Source organism: Streptomyces sp. NPDC102278 (genome assembly GCF_044766345.1).
In the GTDB taxonomy this organism is placed as follows: domain Bacteria; phylum Actinomycetota; class Actinomycetes; order Streptomycetales; family Streptomycetaceae; genus Streptomyces.
The window spans coordinates 59,348-75,503 of record NZ_JBIWLV010000025.1 but is presented as its reverse complement, the minus strand read 5'-3'; the positions used below and the strand labels follow the sequence as shown (position 1 = coordinate 75,503).

The 16,156-nt window shown below is 73.3% G+C and carries 13 protein-coding genes and 1 pseudogene; 7 read left to right on the top strand and 7 right to left on the bottom strand.

Annotated elements, in window-relative coordinates; translation table 11 throughout:
- Both ACIRO3_RS34300 and ACIRO3_RS34295 read left to right on the top strand, forming a co-directional pair.
- A pseudogene (locus tag ACIRO3_RS34300) lies at window positions 1–210 on the top strand (carboxyvinyl-carboxyphosphonate phosphorylmutase); the annotation flags it as partial.
- Window positions 207–461 carry a hypothetical protein gene (locus ACIRO3_RS34295; protein ID WP_404143356.1) on the top strand — a complete coding sequence of 85 codons (255 nt, stop codon included), beginning with the start codon at window positions 207–209 and terminating at the stop codon, window positions 459–461. The pseudogene ACIRO3_RS34300 and the gene ACIRO3_RS34295, both read left to right, overlap by 4 nt.
- A 227-nt stretch (window positions 462–688) precedes the next feature.
- Here ACIRO3_RS34295 and ACIRO3_RS34290 read toward each other — a convergent pair whose 3' ends face one another.
- On the bottom strand, window positions 689–1,042 hold the full coding sequence (locus ACIRO3_RS34290; protein ID WP_404143355.1) for a PRC-barrel domain-containing protein: 354 nt from the start codon (window positions 1,040–1,042) through the stop codon (window positions 689–691).
- Window positions 1,043–1,452: 410 nt separating this feature from the next.
- Between ACIRO3_RS34290 and ACIRO3_RS34285 the strand changes: the two genes are divergently transcribed.
- The gene (locus ACIRO3_RS34285; RefSeq protein WP_404143354.1) at window positions 1,453–2,223 is read left to right on the top strand and encodes a response regulator; all 771 of its coding nucleotides are present in this window, start codon (window positions 1,453–1,455) and stop codon (window positions 2,221–2,223) included.
- 25 nt (window positions 2,224–2,248) lie between these two features.
- Here ACIRO3_RS34285 and ACIRO3_RS34280 read toward each other — a convergent pair whose 3' ends face one another.
- From ACIRO3_RS34280 to ACIRO3_RS34270, 3 genes are all read right to left on the bottom strand, one after another.
- Window positions 2,249–2,506: a hypothetical protein gene (locus ACIRO3_RS34280; RefSeq protein ID WP_404143353.1), complete on the bottom strand. Its 258-nt coding sequence runs from the start codon at window positions 2,504–2,506 to the stop codon at window positions 2,249–2,251.
- A gap of 220 nt (window positions 2,507–2,726) precedes the next feature.
- Window positions 2,727–3,041, bottom strand: a complete 315-nt coding sequence (locus tag ACIRO3_RS34275) for a hypothetical protein (protein WP_404143352.1) — start codon at window positions 3,039–3,041, stop codon at window positions 2,727–2,729.
- A 226-nt stretch (window positions 3,042–3,267) separates the two neighbouring features.
- Window positions 3,268–4,359, bottom strand: a complete 1,092-nt coding sequence (locus tag ACIRO3_RS34270) for a PP2C family protein-serine/threonine phosphatase (RefSeq protein WP_404143351.1) — start codon at window positions 4,357–4,359, stop codon at window positions 3,268–3,270.
- A gap of 297 nt (window positions 4,360–4,656) precedes the next feature.
- Between ACIRO3_RS34270 and ACIRO3_RS34265 the strand changes: the two genes are divergently transcribed.
- Entirely contained in the window at window positions 4,657–5,763 is a 1,107-nt protein-coding gene (locus ACIRO3_RS34265; protein WP_404143350.1) for a PP2C family protein-serine/threonine phosphatase, read from the top strand.
- Between the two features lie 94 nt (window positions 5,764–5,857).
- Here the strand turns inward: ACIRO3_RS34265 and ACIRO3_RS34260 are convergent, their stop codons facing one another.
- Window positions 5,858–8,701 carry an AAA family ATPase gene (locus tag ACIRO3_RS34260; RefSeq protein WP_404143348.1) on the bottom strand — a complete coding sequence of 948 codons (2,844 nt, stop codon included), beginning with the start codon at window positions 8,699–8,701 and terminating at the stop codon, window positions 5,858–5,860.
- 325 nt (window positions 8,702–9,026) lie between these two features.
- Here ACIRO3_RS34260 and ACIRO3_RS34255 point away from each other — a divergent pair, with 325 nt between their 5' ends.
- The 3 genes from ACIRO3_RS34255 to ACIRO3_RS34245 all read left to right on the top strand — a co-directional run bounded on the left by ACIRO3_RS34255 (window position 9,027) and on the right by ACIRO3_RS34245 (window position 12,648).
- Window positions 9,027–9,689, top strand: coding sequence for a response regulator transcription factor (locus ACIRO3_RS34255; protein WP_361786381.1), 663 nt, complete (start codon window positions 9,027–9,029; stop codon window positions 9,687–9,689).
- 164 nt (window positions 9,690–9,853) lie between these two features.
- Window positions 9,854–10,555, top strand: coding sequence for a DUF4255 domain-containing protein (locus ACIRO3_RS34250; protein WP_404143346.1), 702 nt, complete (start codon window positions 9,854–9,856; stop codon window positions 10,553–10,555).
- Window positions 10,552–12,648: an ATP-binding protein gene (locus ACIRO3_RS34245; RefSeq protein ID WP_404143344.1), complete on the top strand. Its 2,097-nt coding sequence runs from the start codon at window positions 10,552–10,554 to the stop codon at window positions 12,646–12,648. The genes ACIRO3_RS34250 and ACIRO3_RS34245 overlap by 4 nt, the downstream gene beginning before the upstream one ends.
- 54 nt (window positions 12,649–12,702) lie before the next feature.
- Here ACIRO3_RS34245 and ACIRO3_RS34240 read toward each other — a convergent pair whose 3' ends face one another.
- Together ACIRO3_RS34240 and ACIRO3_RS34235 are read right to left on the bottom strand one after the other, a co-directional pair.
- A complete protein-coding gene (locus tag ACIRO3_RS34240) occupies window positions 12,703–14,112 on the bottom strand; it encodes an RICIN domain-containing protein (RefSeq protein ID WP_404143342.1) in 1,410 nt (469 codons plus the stop codon).
- A 105-nt stretch (window positions 14,113–14,217) separates the two neighbouring features.
- Complete coding sequence (locus ACIRO3_RS34235) at window positions 14,218–15,960, bottom strand: DUF4157 domain-containing protein (protein WP_404143340.1); 1,743 nt, start codon at window positions 15,958–15,960, stop codon at window positions 14,218–14,220.
- Between the last annotated feature and the right edge of the window lie 196 nt (window positions 15,961–16,156).

Below are 16,156 nucleotides of genomic sequence, written 5' to 3'. Positions count from 1 at the left end.
GTCGACGTCGCGATCTACAGCACCCCCTGCCTGTTCGCCGCCCACCGCGCCATGGACACCGCCCTCGCCGAACTCCGCCTCTCCGACGGACGCCTGCCCGCGGCAGAGGACGGCCAGGAGATCGGAGTGAGCGAGTCCACCCGCCTCCTGGCCCGGAACATCGCCCGGCACCACACCCTGCCCGCGGCTCGCGAAGGCGCCGGCGTGTGACCGGTGCGCGCATGCGGGCCGCCGCCTGTCTGGCGGTGGCCCTGATCGGAGCGGGCGCCGCGCCGTCCACCGCCGGCGAGAGCCTGATCACCGTCATCGACAACTCCCACTCGGACTCCGTCCTGGAGGTCGATCGAGCGGCCAACCTGCAGAGCGGCAGCGGCACCGCCGGCAGCGACCACGACGGCAGCGCCGTCGACATGCTCGCCACCCTCGTCCATACCGTTCGGCCCGGCGAGGGCGGCACCTGACGGCGCCTGACGAGACCTGACGGCACCTGACGGCACCTGAAAGTGCGGCGATCGGGCAGTTGCTGCCCGACCGCCGCGGTCATGCACCCCTCGGTCCTCCTGGATCGGTCGAGCCCCTCCACCTCGTGGAGGTCGATCCGACCGAGGAGGTCATCCGCGCCGCCGGCCGCCGGCGCGGGGCCGGCGGCCGATGACGCGGGCCGCGCGGGCCGCGCGGGCCGCGCGGGTCAGATGCCCATGTCGCGGCTGTAGTACTGGCCGACCTCGTCCCGGTACTCGGCGTTGCCGCGGTGCTTGTCCTTGTCGTACTCCGGGGAGTTCTTGATCTGTTCCTTGGTCAGGTTGACCTGGACCTCCTTCTCCTTGACGTCGACGCGGACGACGGTGCCCGCGGGCAGGAGGACTTCCTTGCCGAAGATCCACGGGCCGGTGTCGACGACGATGTAGGACGAGCCGACCTCCTCCGTGTCCTCGTCGACCTTGCCGATGCTCCCGTCGCTCGCCTCGACCTTGAAGCCGACCAGGCTGGTGCCGGGCGTGTAGTGCGCCTCGGGGTTGTAGCTCCACATCCGCTCGGTCATGGGTCTCTCCTTCTGTACGCGATGGTCACCCGGCCGCCGCTGTCGGGGCCGTGGCTCGCCATCCCTGCCCGCTGTGGGCCCGGCCACGGCGCGCGGCTACGCCAACCGCCACAGCTGCCACCCGGACGAGCCCACCCGCGCCCGGTCCCGCGCGGCGTGCGCGAGGGGCACGGGACACGCGAGTCGCGGACGGCCCGTTTCGTGGCGACTGCACCGGCCCCGGGTCGGGGCCCCTCTGTTGTACGACTGTTGTACGACGACCTCGATGCGCCGACGCGGCGTACGGTGCGCGGCGGCGTGTCGATCGACGGGCGCGGCGGGCCCTGGGCCCTGTCGGCGAAGTGGCCCGCCCGCTCCAAGGGCCCGCGACAACCTGTGTTGTCGCAGTGTGTACGTCTACAGTGCCTGGTATGGAAGGTGAAAGCTTCGTGTTGCGGACCACCCCGCAGGAGACGGCCGCGATCGCGGACGCGGTAGTCAGCGACCTTGCGCGGCGCCTCGCACATCGGCTGCTGGATACCCCGGCACCTCCGGCGTCAGCCGATCCGGCGCACGCCCTGGCCCTGATCCACCTGCTGGACCAGGTCCGGCAGGCCACCGAACGCCTGCAGCGGGAAGCGGCCGTGGCCGCGGCCCGCGCGGGGGCCGGCTATCCGCAGATCGGCGCCGCCTGCGGGATGACCCGCCAAGGTGCTCGGCGCCGCTGGCCGGGACTGTTCAACCACACCGACGAAGCACCCACGGAGCAACCGATGACGAGCACCCCGTCCCGACCGTTCGACGTCCTGCTGGTCGAGGACGACCTGGCCGACGCCATGCTCATCGAGGAAGCCCTCTCCGAACGCGGCGCCCGCAACCTGGTCCAGGTCACCGACGGGGTCGCCGCCCTGGAACACCTCCGGGCGCCGGGCAGCGTGCGTCCCGACCTGATCGTCCTCGACCTGAACATGCCCCGCATGAACGGCCGCGACCTGCTGAAGGTCCTGAAGACCGACGAGGACCTCCAGACCATCCCCGTGGTCGTCCTCACCACCTCCTCCGCCCCGGACGACGTGGTCGGCGCGTACAGCAGTCACGCCAACGCCTACGTCACCAAGCCCGTCAACCTGGATGAGTTCGAGCAGGCCGTCCGGAGCATCGACGCCTTCTACCTCGACACCGCGAGCCGCCCCCGCACGTGACGTCGGCGGGCGGCCGCCCCTCGGGTCAGAGGACCATCGCCAGGCCGGCCAGGGTCAGGACGGTCCCGCCCAGGCCCACCGCCGTGCCGATGTAGGGGTACAGGGCGACCGACCCGCTCCGGGTCGCGGGGCCGAGGTCTCCCCGGGCGTGCCTGCGCAGTTCCGCGTTGGTCTCGCCCCAGCGCTCCAAGGTGGTGGCCGAGCCACGCACGTTGAGGGCGACCCAGCCGCCGAGTACCGAACCGACCAGTCCCAGTACGAGCAGGAGGAGACCGATGTCCATGTGTTGCCCCCAGGCGATGTGATGATCGCGGGAACCGTAGCAGCCCTCGGCTGTGACGGTTCCCGCCGGAACCGTCTTGCCGTCCCACAGGGTGCCGTCGTCGCGCTGCCGGTCAGTAGATGTCGACCTGGGGAACGACGTACGTGGCGTGCGGAGCGTCGAGGCGCAGGCCGATGGTCTCCTGTTCGCGGGTGTCGGTGTCGGTGGTCGGGGAACCTTGTCAGTCCGGTGTTCGGACGCGGTCGGTGCGGGGTGCGGGTTCCGGGTCCCACACCGGCTGACCGACGTCGGATGACCAACCGGGACGCAGGCCTTCGACGAAGCTCGCGAAGTCGTTCCGCAGATACCGGGGATCGGCCGGCTTCAGCCGGATCTGTTGGCGGCTGTCGACCCACCAGATCTCGAAATCGGCGACCGTGCCCTCCGCCGGCCAGTCCTCGATCTCGTCCGGCAGCAACAGGACGTCGACAAAGCCTCCGACCACCAGGCCGATGTCCACGAAGATCCCGATCGCGCCGGGCCTGGGAACCTTCACCACAGTGCCTTTGAAGACCTGTCCGAAGCTCAGGGCCGCCCGAATCCGAGTCCATTCGGCATCTGCCACCACGAACGAATCATCGCACCTTCGTACGTGTGCCCCAAGAGGAGGGGGAGCGGGTGGTCCCAGTGACGCTTCAGCCGGCGGGGGGCGAAGGAGTCGGTGTCGGACATGGTGAACCAGGACGGATGCCAGGGCATCCCCGCCTCTCGCCACCCAGGGCTCAGGGCTCGCACAGGCGGACGACGAGGGCGGCGATGTCGTCGTCGAGGCGTCCTCGGCTGTAGCGCAGGAGGTCGCGGTGAAGGGCCGTGAGCAGTTCGCGGGGTGATGTGGGGGGCTGTCCACGCATCCAGGTGGCCAGGGGGAAGAACTCGCCGTCGCGGGCGCGGGCCTCGGCGATCCCGTCGGTGTAGAGGAGCAGAAGGTCGCCGGGGGCGAGGTCGAAGGTGTCGACGTTGTAGTGCTCGCCGATGAGCTCCGCGAGGCTGAGCAGCGGCGAGGGGGTGGCGGATTCGAGGACGCGGAGCCTGCCTCGGGTCAGGAGCAGTGGTGGGGGGTGTCCGCAGTTGAGGATGTCGATGTGTCTGCCGTCGTGCGGGATCTCGACGAGAAGGGCGGTGGCGAAGCGTTCCATCGGCCCTTCGGGGGGAAAGGCGGCGTTGTAGCGGGTACTGCTGGCGTCCAGCCTGCGTGCGACGTCGATCATGTCGGCCTCGCCGTAGGCCGCCTCCCGGAAGGCGTTGACGATGGCCGCGGCAGCCCCGACCGCCGGCAGGCCTTTGCCCCGTACGTCTCCGATGAGCAGCCTGACTCCGTGGGGCGTGTCGACCACCTCGTAGAAGTCCCCGCCGATGCGGGCCTCCGCGGCGGCCGCGAGGTACAGCGACTCGATCTCCATGCTTCCGATGCGGCGTGGCATGGGGCTCAGCACCACTTGTTGTGCCGCGTCGGCGACGAGTCGTACCTGGAAGAGGGTGCGCTCGCGCTGGAGCCGGACGTGGCTTCCGTAGGCTGCGGCCACGGTGACCGCGACGATCCCCCCGCACGTCCACCACGTCCCCAGGTCGGGGAAGACGAAACTGAGGCCGATCATGAGGAGGAGGCAGACCGTCCCGAGCAGGACGGTGGGGAGGACCGGCCACATGGCGGCCGCCAGGGCCGGCGCCGCGGGCAGGAGGCGACTGAAGGCCATATCCGGCGGGGTGGCGTAGGCCAGGCCGGCGATCACCACGGTCAGGATGACCGGTGACAGCCGGACAAGCCTCCCCCGGCCGGAGCGCCGGCGGAGCCGCGGCCGTCCAGACTCGATCACATTTCCCACAATATCCGTGCAATGTGGTCTTAGCGCTCCACGAACACGGCTGACGGAAGCGGCAGCATCCGCCGACTTTCCCCTGAATCGAACCTTTGTACGGGTCGAGGCGCTCTGTGCGGCTCCGTGCGGAGCCGTGCGGATCTCGCCGGTGTCGCGATGCCGAGCCCGCTTCCCGCTCGGCGGCGTGGCGGGCGGCGCACGCCTGCGGGCTTCGCTCAAGATCGGATGGTGGAGCTCCTTCGCAACACGAGAACCCGTTACCGCGCGGTCCGCCTGCTTCCTGCTCTCATGATCGTGGCAGCGGCTGTCACCGACTTCGCCACACCGCGGCAGGATCACTACGGCGCCTTCCTCTACGTGGTGCCCGGGCTGGCCGCCGTGGGGTGGGGGGTGTGGGGGACCATGGCCTTCGGGGCCGCGGCGATCGTGGTGCTGACCGTCCTGGAGGTGGTCCGCGGGGAGCCCGCCGTCTCGACCGGCCTGTCGATCACCGTGCTGGTCGGGATGATCAGCGTGGTGGCAGCCTGGTCCAGCAGTGTCCGTCAGCGGCGCGAGAGGGAACTGCGGCACATCCGGAAGGTCGCGGACGTGGCACAGCGCGCCGTCCAACACCCGCTGCCCGAGCATCTGGGGTGCGTCGACCTCCACCTCTTGTACGAAACGTCGGTGGCCGGCGCCCACCTGGGCGGCGACTTCTACAAGGCGCTCCAAGTGGAGGGCGCAGTGCGCGTGATGATCGGCGACGTGCAGGGCAAGGGGTTGGGGGCGGTGGAGATCGCGGCGGTGCTCCTCGGCTCGTTCAGGGAATCCGCGTACACCGAACCCGACTTGCCCGCGATCGCGCGCAAGCTCGAAGCCAGCATGCGCCACTACGAGTCACGCGTCGGCATCGGCGACGCCGACCGCTTCGCGACGGTGATCCTTGCCGAGATTCCCGTCGACCGCCCCGTGATGCGCCTGCTCAGCTGCGGTCATCCGCCGCCCGTCCGCCAGGCTCGCGGACACGTGGCCCAGTACGTCGACTTCCCCCGGCCGTCCCCGCCCGTCCACCTGCCGGTGCTCGTCGAGGAGGACCACGTCGTCGAGGAAGTGGCCTTCGACGTGGGTGACCGCGTGCTCATGTACACCGACGGCGTCAGTGAGACCCGCGACGCGTCGGGGGCCTTCTACCCGCTCGTCGAGCGGGTGTCGGCCTGGCAGGAGGTGGCGGACCGCGAGGTGCTGCCCCGACTCGCGGCCGACCTGCACCGGTTCAGCGCGCAGGGCTTGGACGACGACACGGCCGCCGTACTGGTCGTACGCGCCGCCGTCACGCGCGCGGACGACGACACCTCGATGGCGCGGGCCGCCGGCGAGGACGCCGGCCGGTCGACGGTGGCCACGGGCGGGAGCCGGCCGTGAGGCCCGCTCCGCTGATGTCCGCCGCGGTCCGGCCAGGCCGTTTCCCGGCCTGAGACGATCGGCAGGAGGGTACGGACGAACGCGGGGGCGGGGATCATGGTGGTCCCGGGGCGTCGGCGGTCGGGGGGCGGGTGTGGGCCAGGGTCGCGGGCAGTTCCGCCCTGCGGCGTATGCCCAGTTTCCGGTAGGTGCTCGTCAGATGGGTCTCCACGGTGCGGCGGGCCAGGTGCAGCAGGTCGGCGATCTCGGTGTTCGTCCGCCCCGCCGCGGCGAGTTCCGCGATACGGCGTTCGCTGCCGGTCAGGGCCCCCGAGCCGGTCCGCGCCGCGGCCGGGAGCCGGGCGCCGCCCGCGCGGAGGGCCTGCTCGGCGAGGGCGAGCAGGCGCAGGCCGCCCTTGCGTTCGGCGAGGTCCGCCGCCTCCCGCAGCCGGTCGCGGGCGCGTCCGCGTTCGCCGGCGGCGTGGAGTTGGCGGCCTTGGGCGAGGAGGGCCTCGACGAGTTCCATGCCGGCGTCGGCGGGCGCGCTCCTGAGGGTTTCGACCGCCTCCTCGGCGAGGTGCAGTCCTCGGCGGCCGCCGGTCGCGGCGCCGAGGACGCGCAGCGCGCGTCCCACCGTGCGCGGGGTGTTCCACACCCGGGCCAGCCGCAGTTCCTCGGTGGCCAGGGCGAGGGCCTCCTGGCTGCCGCCGAGCGCGAGGCGGCACTGGGCGACGGCCGTGCGCCAGGGGGTGACGACCGGGCTGAGCACCTCGCGGGCGCTCTGGCGGCGGCCGCACTCCAGGAAGTCGTGGAGCGCGCCCGCCGGGTCGCCGGCGGCGAGGCGCTGTACTCCCCGCGCGTAGAGGAAGCGGTTCAGCTCCCATGATTCCGGGGCCCGGCTGAGGTCGAAGGCGTCGGCGAGCAGGGCGGCTTCCTGCGCGCGTCCGGTGTGGACGAGTGCCATCAGTACGTGGGCGTCCCGGTTGGAGGGTCCGCTGTGGGCGCGGGCGGCGACGGCCGCGCCGTCGCCGCGCACGGCGATCAGCCGGGCGACGTCGCCGCGGGCCGCCGCGATGTCCGCGCGGGTGTTGAGCAGCGCGTGTTCCATGGGGTGGAGCAGGGCGGGGTGTTGGCCGGCCAGTCCGCGGTCCACGAGCCGTTCGGCCTCGTCGAGTTCGTCGGCCCATTCGGCGACCGCGGCCGCCGTTCCCAGCAGGAACGGCTCGGCCAGCGGGTCGGAGGGCTGGGCGAGCAGGGCCCGTACGCGGGTCATGGCCTCGCCGGCCGAGATCAGTCCGGCCGTCGCCTCGTAGCGCACCAGCAGGGCCCGGCTGGCGGTGCCGACGAGCTCCGGCGCGAACTCTCCGCTCTCGGAGAGCCTGCGGTAGGTCTCCTGACGGGTCACGAGGTCGGCGTCGGCCAGCAGGGCGGTGGCGGTCTGCACGGTGCGGGTGAGTCCGGGGTGTCCGTCCAGACTGCCTTCCGTGCGCCGCAGCACCTCCAGCGCCGTGGTGACCTCGCCGCGGCCGACCAGGGCCGTGCCCAGGGCGACGGCGGCGCGTACCCGGTCGCCGGGGGCGGCCGGCAGGTGCTGTGCCTCCGCCAGACGTGCGATGGCCACCGAGCCACCGGCCGAGGCGTACTCCAGCGAGCCCAGTTCGGTCAGCAGTCGCTGGCGGCGGTCGTCGGAGAGCGGTTCGTCCAGGGCGCGGCGCAGGTAGCCGGCGGCGTCGTCGGGCCGGGCGTCGTGCACCGCGACCGTGGCCGCGTCCCGCAGCACGCGCAGTGCCCAGGGCAGGCCGGCGCCCGGCGCGCGCAGCAGGTGGGCGGCGACCGCCTCGACGCGTTCGCCGCGCCGCAGCATCGTCTTGGCCGCGATCCGGTGTGCCGCTTCCCGTCGTACCGTCGGCCAGCCGGTCAACACGGCGTCCCGCAGCAGCCGGTGGGCGTACCGGGGCAGGCCGGCGGAGTCCGGGCGCAGGAGTCCGATGCGGGTCATCGCGGTGAGCCAGCCCGTGACGCGTGCGGGGTCGGCGCCGGCCGCCTGCGCCAGCACCCCGGCCACGTCCGGAGCCACCGGGTCGCCCGCGCCGGCCCCGGTGCGGTCTCGGTCCGTCTCCGGCCAGGCCTCCTCCAGCGCCGCCAGGCAGCGGGCCACCTCGGCGGTCGCCGCACCCGCGCTGTCCAGCCACCACGAGACGGCCGCCGGATAGCTCCCGGGATACAGCGCGGCGCAGGTGTCGGGCAGCGGCGGGACCGTGTCCGGTGCGGGGTCGGACGGGCGGGGGCCGCCGAGGTCGTCGAGCAGGGCGTGGAGCAGCAGTGGGTTGCCGGAGGCCGCCCGTACGCACTCCGCCGTCCAGTCGGGTCCGGCCGCCGGCAGGGCGGCGCGGACGAGTTCGGCGGCGGCCGTGTCGCCGAGTGGGTCGATGGTGTGGGTGCGGACGAGGGACGGGGACAGGGATTGGGCGAGCCCGGCGCGTCGGGGCTCGATGTCGTACTGGTTGCGTTCGCTCGCCACGAGCAGGACCGGTAACCGGTCGATGCGGCGTACGGCCTCGCGCAGCCAGCGGCGGGACGGTGCGTCGGCCAAGTGGACGTCGTCGACCGCGACCAGGAGCGGGCCCTCGGCCGCGTACGCGCGCAGCAGCCGCCACAGCCGGGCGGCGCTGCCCCGGTCGTCGCCGTCGGGTCCGATGTCGGTGAAGTCCGATACGGGTCCCAGGAGTTGCAGCACCGTGGCGAACGGCACCGCGGTGTCCTCCGGTGAGCACCGCGCCTGCAGCACCCGTAAGCCTCGGCCGGCGGCGTCCTGAACGGCGTTTTCCAGCACGGAGGTTCGGCCGGTGCCGGTGGCTCCCTGGAGGAGCACCAGGCCGCCGGAGCCGGAGCGGGCCCGCTCCGTCTCGGCCGCGATCAGCGCCCGGGCGCCTTCACGTTCACGGAGCGGCCTGGTCATCAATGCCTCCTGTGGTGAAGGGTGTGCTTCGCCGCCGGGTGAGACGACGGTTTCCGTGTCGGGGTGACGTGAAGTGGGATACCTCACTCCGCGGCCCCCGGCCTGCCCCGAGGCCTACGGGACCCGCTGTGACCTGCGGCGACGCGCGCGGAGGAGGTCCGCCTCGTGGTGCTCGGCGCCGGGGTCTCGTGGTGTGGCTCGTGGTGCTCCACGATTGCGGTTCCCGTGGCGCCCGCAGAAGTGTTGAGGGTGCTCATCCACTGCCGGCCGCGCTCCGCCGCAGGCCGCTGAACAGGGGAAACGGTTGCTCAACTCACCCCGGACCATGACCACGTCCTCTTCCGGCACGGGCCGCGGCACAGGCTCCCCGGACCGGCGCGTTCCCGTGGCGGTGTCCGCCGCGGATCCGATCAGCAGGGAGGGAGCGGTCGGCCTGTTGCGCAGACACCCGGAGATCGAGCTCCGCGAGGAGTCCGGTCCGGGCACGGTGGCCCTGCTCGTGGAGGACGCCCTCGACGAGGCGGCGTTGACCCGGCTGCGCCGGATCGTGCGCAGCGAGGGGGCGCGCGCCGTTCTCGTGGTGGGCGAGATGCGGGAGAACGAGCTGCTGGACGTGGTGGAGTGCGGTGTCGGCGCGATCGTCTGGCGCCACGAGGCCACGGCCGAGCGGTTGGTGCAGGCGGTGTTGGCCGCGTCCCGCGGTGACGGTGATCTGCCCGCCGATCTGCTCGGCCGGCTGATCCACCAGGTGGGCACGCTGCACCGGGGTGCGGCGGGCCGGACCGGATCGCCGACCCTGGGCCTCACGTCCCGGGAGGTGGACGTCCTGCGCCTGGTCTCCGAGGGCTTCGACACCGGTGAGATCGCGGGCAAGCTGTCCTACTCCGAACGGACCGTCAAGAACGTCATGCACGGAGTCACCACACGGCTTCACCTGCGCAATCGGGCGCATGCCGTGGCTTTTGCCCTTCGGGAAGGCTACATGTGACCGGTGGGGCAGACGAAAACGGCGGGGCGTGCCCGAGGGGGCATCGCCATGTGCCCGTCGGTCGTCCCCCGTGCCCCTGCGGCCCGGGCCGCGGGCCGGGCGACGATCGACGGTGAACGACGGGCCGGGCGGAAACGGCCGTGCGGGCAGAGCGGAGTGCGGGCGTGATCCACGAGGTGGACGAGATACTCAAGGGCCTCCTCGGCGGCGGGGTGTTGGCGGGTTCGGGCATCGAGGTGTCCTTCGAGGCACCGACCCGTGACTGGGCCGCCCGGCGCAACGCCCCCGTGGTGAACACCTATCTGTACGACATCCGGGAGGACGTGGCCCGGCGTCAGCGCGGGCAGGTGGGGGTGCGGGACGAGCGGGACGTGGTCGTGCGGCGGAGCCGGCCGCCGCGCTGGTTCAGGCTGTCGTACCTGGTGACGGCGTGGACGAAGACCCCGCAGGACGAGCACCGGCTGCTGTCCGCCGTGCTCGCGACGCTGTTGCCGCGCGAGATGCTGCCGCCGGAGGAACTGCCGGGGTCCTTGCGGACGCTGGGGCTCTCCGTATCGCTGTCCGTGGCCGGCATCCAGACGGAGGCGCGGTCGCTCGCCGAGATCTGGTCCGCGCTCGGCGGCGAGCTGAAGCCGTCCCTGGACCTGGTGGTGACGGCGCCGTTCCCGGCCTTCCCCGAGTACGACGCGGGGCCGCCGGTCACCGAGGGCGCGACGGTCCGGGTGGGCGGCCTGGACGGCGACCCGGCGGCCTCCGAGGGCCGTTCGCACCGTCCCCACCAGGTGGCGGCCGCCGGGGCGGCGCGGGCTGCCCGCAAGGGCGCGGGCTCCGGCCAGGAGGCCTCCCGGCGCTCGGACGCGCGGTGAGCGCCCCGTACGCCGTCCCGGAGCAGGAGCAGGAGCCGCAGCCGGGGACGGGGACGGGGACGGGGACGGCTTCGGCCGGCGCCGGAGCACCGCCGCCCGACGCCGTCGACGATCCCGCCCGCGCGCTGCTCGCCCGTCTCGACGGGCTGCGCGGGCGGGTGTCGGCGCTGGTCGAACGGCGGGCCGCCGGCGATCCCACGGCCGACGACCCCCTGCGCGGCCTCTACCTGTCCGAGGAGGCGGTACGCCATCTCCTCGGCGCCTGGCCGGCGACGGCTCACGGCGGGAGCAGGGCCGGGGCGGTCGTCGGCGGGGAGGACGCGCCCGACCCCGACGACCGGCTGGCCGCTCTGGCCGGGCGGACGGGCCTGACCGCTCTCGACGTCGCCGTCGTGCTCGTGGCCCTGGCTCCCGACGTCGACCGGACCTTCGAACCGCTCTACGGCTACCTCAACGACGACGTGAGCAGACGCCGGGCCACCGTCGGCCTCGCCCTCGACCTGTGCGGGGTGCCCGCGCAGTCCGCCGCGGCCCGGTCCCGGCTGCACGCCTCGGCGCCGCTCGCGGCCCTCGGCCTGTTGGAGGTCACCGAGCCCGAACGTCCCTTCCTGTCACGCTCGCTGCGCGTGCCCGACCGGCTCATCGGGCATCTCCTCGGCGACGACACACCGGACGCCGCCCTGCTGGACCTGCTGCGCCCGATGCCGGAGCCGCTGCCCCGCGACGGGGCCGCCGAGCAGTTCACCCACCGGCTCGTGGCCCTCCTGGAGTCCGGCCCCGCCACCGTCTACCTGCGCGAACAGCGCGAGGGCGAGGGCCTGGCGGCGTACGCCACGGCGCTGCGCGCGGCGGGCCTGGCCGGGCTGTGCTGCGCCGCACCCGGTGACCACGTCGCCGAGCTGCTGCGCGAGGCCCGCCTCAGCGGCCGGCCCGTCGTCGTGCCGGCGCTGCCCGAGCGGCCCGGCCCGCTGGTGCGGGCGCTCGTCGCGGCGCCGGACGTGACCGTGCTGCTGGCCGATCCTCGCCCGTACGACCCGCACTGGTGCCCCGAGGATCCCCTGGTCCTGGACGCGCCGGGGCGCCGGGACGGCGGGACGGCCGCCTGGCGGGCCGCGCTGGGCGCGGACGCCGACGACTTCGACCTGGCCGCGACGGTCGCCCCGTACCGCCTGGGCGGGGACCGCGTACGGCGGGCCGCGCGGGCCGCACGCGCGCTGGCCGCCTTCGACGGCGGTCCGCTCGCCGCCGCCCATGTGCGGCGCGCCGCGCGCCGCCAGTCGGCCTCGGGGTTGGAGAGCCATGCCCGACGCGTCCGCCCGGACGTGGACTGGGGGGACCTGGTCCTGCCCGAGGGGCCTCTCGGGCAGTTGCACGAGCTGGCCCTGCGGGCCCGTCACCGCGACCGTGTGCTCGGCGACTGGCGGCTCAGCGCGGGCGGCGGTCGCGGGCGGGGCGTCATCGGCCTGTTCGCCGGGGGGTCCGGCACCGGCAAGACCCTGTCGGCGGAGGTCGTCGCGGCCGATCTCGGTCTCGATCTGTACGTGGTCCAGTTGTCCTCGATCGTGAACAAGTACGTCGGCGAGACCGAGAAGAACCTGGAGCGGATCTTCACGGAGGCGGACCGCACGGACGCGGTGCTGCTCTTCGACGAGGCCGACGCCGTCTTCGGCAAGCGCTCCGAGGTCAAGGACGCGCACGACCGCTACGCCAACATGGAGAGTTCCTATCTGCTCCAGCGGCTGGAGTCGTTCGACGGCATCGCACTGCTCACCACCAACCTGCGCGCGAACATCGACGAGGCGTTCACCCGGCGGCTGGACCTGGTGGTCGACTTCCCGTTCCCGGACGCCGGGCAGCGCCTCGCGCTGTGGCGGCACGGGCTGGCGCACGTGCCGTCCGCCGACGACATCGACGCGGCGCCGTTGGCCCGGGACTTCGAGCTGGCCGGCGGTTCCATCCGCAGTGCGGTGGTCACCGCCGCCTATCTCGCCGCCGGGCGCGGGGACGAGGTGACGTCGGACGACCTGCTGGAGGGCGCCCGACGGGAGTACCGCAAGGCGGGGCGGCTGGTGCCGGGCGAGGGCGGCTGGTGATCGTCGCGGTGGCCGGGGCCGGTCACCGGCCGCGGGCCCCGGCCGCCGCGGGCCTCAGTCGGACTTGGGGTGGATGATCTTCCACTCCTGGTTGCCGGTGTTGCTGCAGTCGGAGATGTTCAGCCGGTCCCCGGTGGCGGCCCCGCCGTTCACGTTCAGGCACTTGTTGTTGCTGGCGAAGTTGCGGATCCAGTAGTCGCCGCTCTCCTGCTTCTCGATCCACCACAGCTGGTTGTCGGCGGTGGTGCCGACGCAGTGGAACTCACCGAGGCCGGTGCCCACGGGCCGGCCCCCGTACTCGCCGAGGTCCATGCAGAACCGGTCCTTGATGTTGCGGATCTGGAAGAGGGGCTTTGCGCCGGGGCCCAGCTTGGGGTACTTCACCTCGAGGTTCCAGAGCTGGTTGTCCCCGTCGGTGCCGTCGCAGTCGGCCTGCTGGACGACCGTGTTGATCGCGCCCTTGTCGCGGCCCGGCAGATCGGCGCACTTGCGGGTGGCGGCGTTGCGCAGCAGGACCTTCTCGGCGGGCACCACGGGCGGCGGTCCCGCGGGCTTGGAGGGCTTGGGGGGCTCCCCTCCCCCGCCACCGCCGCCGTCGTCCTTGGGCTTCTCGGTCTTCTGCGGTTCCGGTTCGGCGCTGGGTGACGGCGGCGGTGGCGGGGAGAGGGCCGGCGGGGCGGGCAGGACGGCGCCCGCCTGCTCGGTGGCCTCGGTGGCCGCGCTGCGGACCTGCGGCTTGTAGGCGATCCAGATCATCACGAAGGCGATGCCCAGGGCCAGGAAGAGCCCGAAGAACGTGGCCAGCCAGCGGGGGAGGAAGCCGCGCTGGACGAAGGTCCCCTCGACCTCCAGCGGCTCGGTGCCGGAGCGTCGCACCGCCAGGGTGTAGGGCCGTTCCTCCTTGGAGCCGAACCAGATGGTCTGCCGGGGCCGCAGGGTGGTGTCGACGAACACCGCCCGGCCGGGCTCGATCTGGACGTTCCCGGGGCGGAGTTCGTAGGCGAGGTGGTCCCCGGTGTCGCTGCCCGCGACCGACGCCGTCACCTTGGTGTTGCCGAGGTTGTCGACCGCCAGCCTGGGGCGCCCGCGGAAGCGGCCCTTCACGATCGGCGGCACGAGTTCCGCGCGCACCTCGGCGAACGGGGTGATCGTCAGGTTCCCCTCCGGAACCGTCACGGCCTCGGGGTGCTCGGTCGGGGTGATCCGCACCGCGTACGGGTTGGGGCCGGCCGTGGCGTCGGGGGTCCGGGGTGGCGAGAACGCCAGCTCCACCGTCCCGGTGGTGCCCGGGTACAACCGCAGGGTCGCCGGCTCCACCGTCGTCCAGGGCGCCACGTCGCCGACGGGCTCGAAGCGGTACTCGTCGACCACGTCACCGGTGTTGCGCAGGCGCAGCCGCACGCGCGCGCTGCTGCCGGGGTCGACGGTGACGGAGGCGGGTTCCAGGGAAGTCCAAAGGCTCACCCCCGGCACGCTAACCGGACCCCCGGCCGCCGGTCAGGAGCCGCGAGGGCAGACCTGGTTGCCCCGGCGTACCCCTCACGCGGTGCACCGGGACGGGGGCCCGCGTCAGAACCTGGGCGCCGGAGCGCCGTTGGCGACCATGACGAACTGGGCGTAGGAGTCGGCGTTCATCAGGGCGCGCCGTCCCATGGCGTACCAGTTCGGCTGCCGGTCCACTCCGTCGTTCGCGCCGCTGTACTGCTCCGGATCCCGCAGGGCACGCTTGCCGAGGTTGGTCCTCTCCTGCTCGGCGGAGGCCTCGGGGAAGTCCTGGGCGAGGTTCTCGGCGATGGTGTCCTGGGTCAGCTCGGCGTCGCGCGGGCTGTACTGGTAGTCCAGCGTGCCGGCGAACCGGTGGGTGGCCTCGTGGATGAAGTACCAGGCGATCTGGCCGCCCTTCGTCAGGTGGATCGGCCCGGAGCGGGCCGTGTCCATGGGCGGCAGTTCCTCGGTCTTCTGCGAAGGCGACATCAGCTTCTCCTTGAGGGGGAGATCGACCCAGCCCATGGCGTCGGAGGGGGCACCGGTGCCCGCGCCGGCCAGGGCGATCTGCGCGCCCTGGGCGTCCAGGCCGGCCTGGATGCGCCGCACGACCTCGGTGACGTGGGGCAGGAACGTCGCGATCTGCCGGGGCGTCATGGCCCGGAGGGCCGGGAACCCGGAGTGCAGCCCGGTCAGGAGCGCGCCGGCCGGGTTGTCCCCGGCGGACTTCAGCAGGGTGAGGGCCGAGGCGATGTACCGCTTGGCCGTGACCAGTTCGCGACGGGCCATCGACTCGCGCTCGGGGTACTCGCGCTCCGGGATGGTGCCCTTCTTGGAGAACGCCGCGTTCGCGCTGCTGTAGAGCCTGCCCGTCGCGTCGTCGTAGACGTCCGTGTGCCGCGGTGTGGTCCCCGCGGGGACGCCCACCTGGGCGGAGGTACGGATGTCGCGCGGGTCGTCCCTGTTGCGCCAGCGCGTCTCCCGCGCGTCGACGGCGTCCGTGAAGGTGCCGCCGGGCTCGAACTCCCAGAGCGTGCGCTGGACGGCGGGGACGCCGGGGGCGGTGCCGTTCCCGACGGTCCCGTTGCCCTCCTTCTCCTCGGTGGCCGCCCCCCGGGCGAGGGAGGGGGCGGTGCCGTGTCCTGCCGCGAAGGCGGCGCCGTCGGCCGTCGCCGCGCGTTCGGAGCCCTGCCCGGGGTCGGTCACGGACACGCCTGCGCCATTGTCGTGGCCCGTCTCCCGGATGCCCCGGAGGTTCTTGTCGAGGTGACTGGCCTCGTGGGCGAGGATCTCGGTGCTGCCGACGGCCCCGCGGCCGAGCAGGATGTGGCTGCCGACCGTCACGGCGTGGGCGCCCAACGCCGCGGTGGCGCGCTGGGCCGCCGGGTTGTCGTGGACGCGCCCGGCGCCCAGGTGGTCGTTGCGGTAGAACGCCTTCGCCCTGTGGAGGAAGGGGTCGGGCAGCGGGCTGCCGGGCGTGGCCAGCGCGGCCCCGAGCAGGCTGAGCTGCGACGCGGGCCGGGTGTCCCCCAGGCCCTCGCGCCCGTGGTCGTGCCCGTGCCCGTTTTCGTTTTCGTGGTCGTGCCTGTTTTCGTGGTCATGGTCGTGGTCGTGCTGCGCGGACTCCCGGCGCTGGACGGTCGGCTCCGCGTGCCCGCAGCCGGAGCCGTGCCGGTGCCGCCGCGCCTCGACGGCGCGGGCCACCGCCGCGTTCCCCGCCGCCTGATGGAGGTTCAGCAGTCTCTGCACGGGCGTGCTCGGCGGCACCGACCGGCGGGGGGCGTCCCGTTCGTCCGACGACGGATTGCGTTGACCGTGCGCGCGCATGACGCTCTCTTCCCGACTGTCCGGACGACTGGCCATCCAGCCCTACCCGATGTCCCGCCTACCCCACAGGTCCGCGGGGGCAGACCTGCGGGCAGCCGGCAGGGCACCCGGCGGCCGGGCCCGCCGCCGGGTGCCCGGACGCTGCCCCTCCAGGCAGCGGCAGGGGCAACGGCCGTGCCCCCGGTCGGGTACCGAG

What these genes read in the sequence shown, in the direction of transcription:
- ACIRO3_RS34290 (WP_404143355.1), bottom strand. Translation starts at nt 1,042, where the DNA reads ATGACCGAGCGGATGTGGAGCTACAACCCCGAGGCGCACTACACGCCC.
- ACIRO3_RS34285 (WP_404143354.1), top strand. Translation starts at nt 1,453, where the DNA reads ATGGAAGGTGAAAGCTTCGTGTTGCGGACCACCCCGCAGGAGACGGCC.
- ACIRO3_RS34280 (WP_404143353.1), bottom strand. Translation starts at nt 2,506, where the DNA reads ATGGACATCGGTCTCCTCCTGCTCGTACTGGGACTGGTCGGTTCGGTA.
- ACIRO3_RS34260 (WP_404143348.1), bottom strand. Translation starts at nt 8,701, where the DNA reads ATGACCAGGCCGCTCCGTGAACGTGAAGGCGCCCGGGCGCTGATCGCG.
- ACIRO3_RS34255 (WP_361786381.1), top strand. Translation starts at nt 9,027, where the DNA reads ATGACCACGTCCTCTTCCGGCACGGGCCGCGGCACAGGCTCCCCGGAC.
- ACIRO3_RS34235 (WP_404143340.1), bottom strand. Translation starts at nt 15,960, where the DNA reads ATGCGCGCGCACGGTCAACGCAATCCGTCGTCGGACGAACGGGACGCC.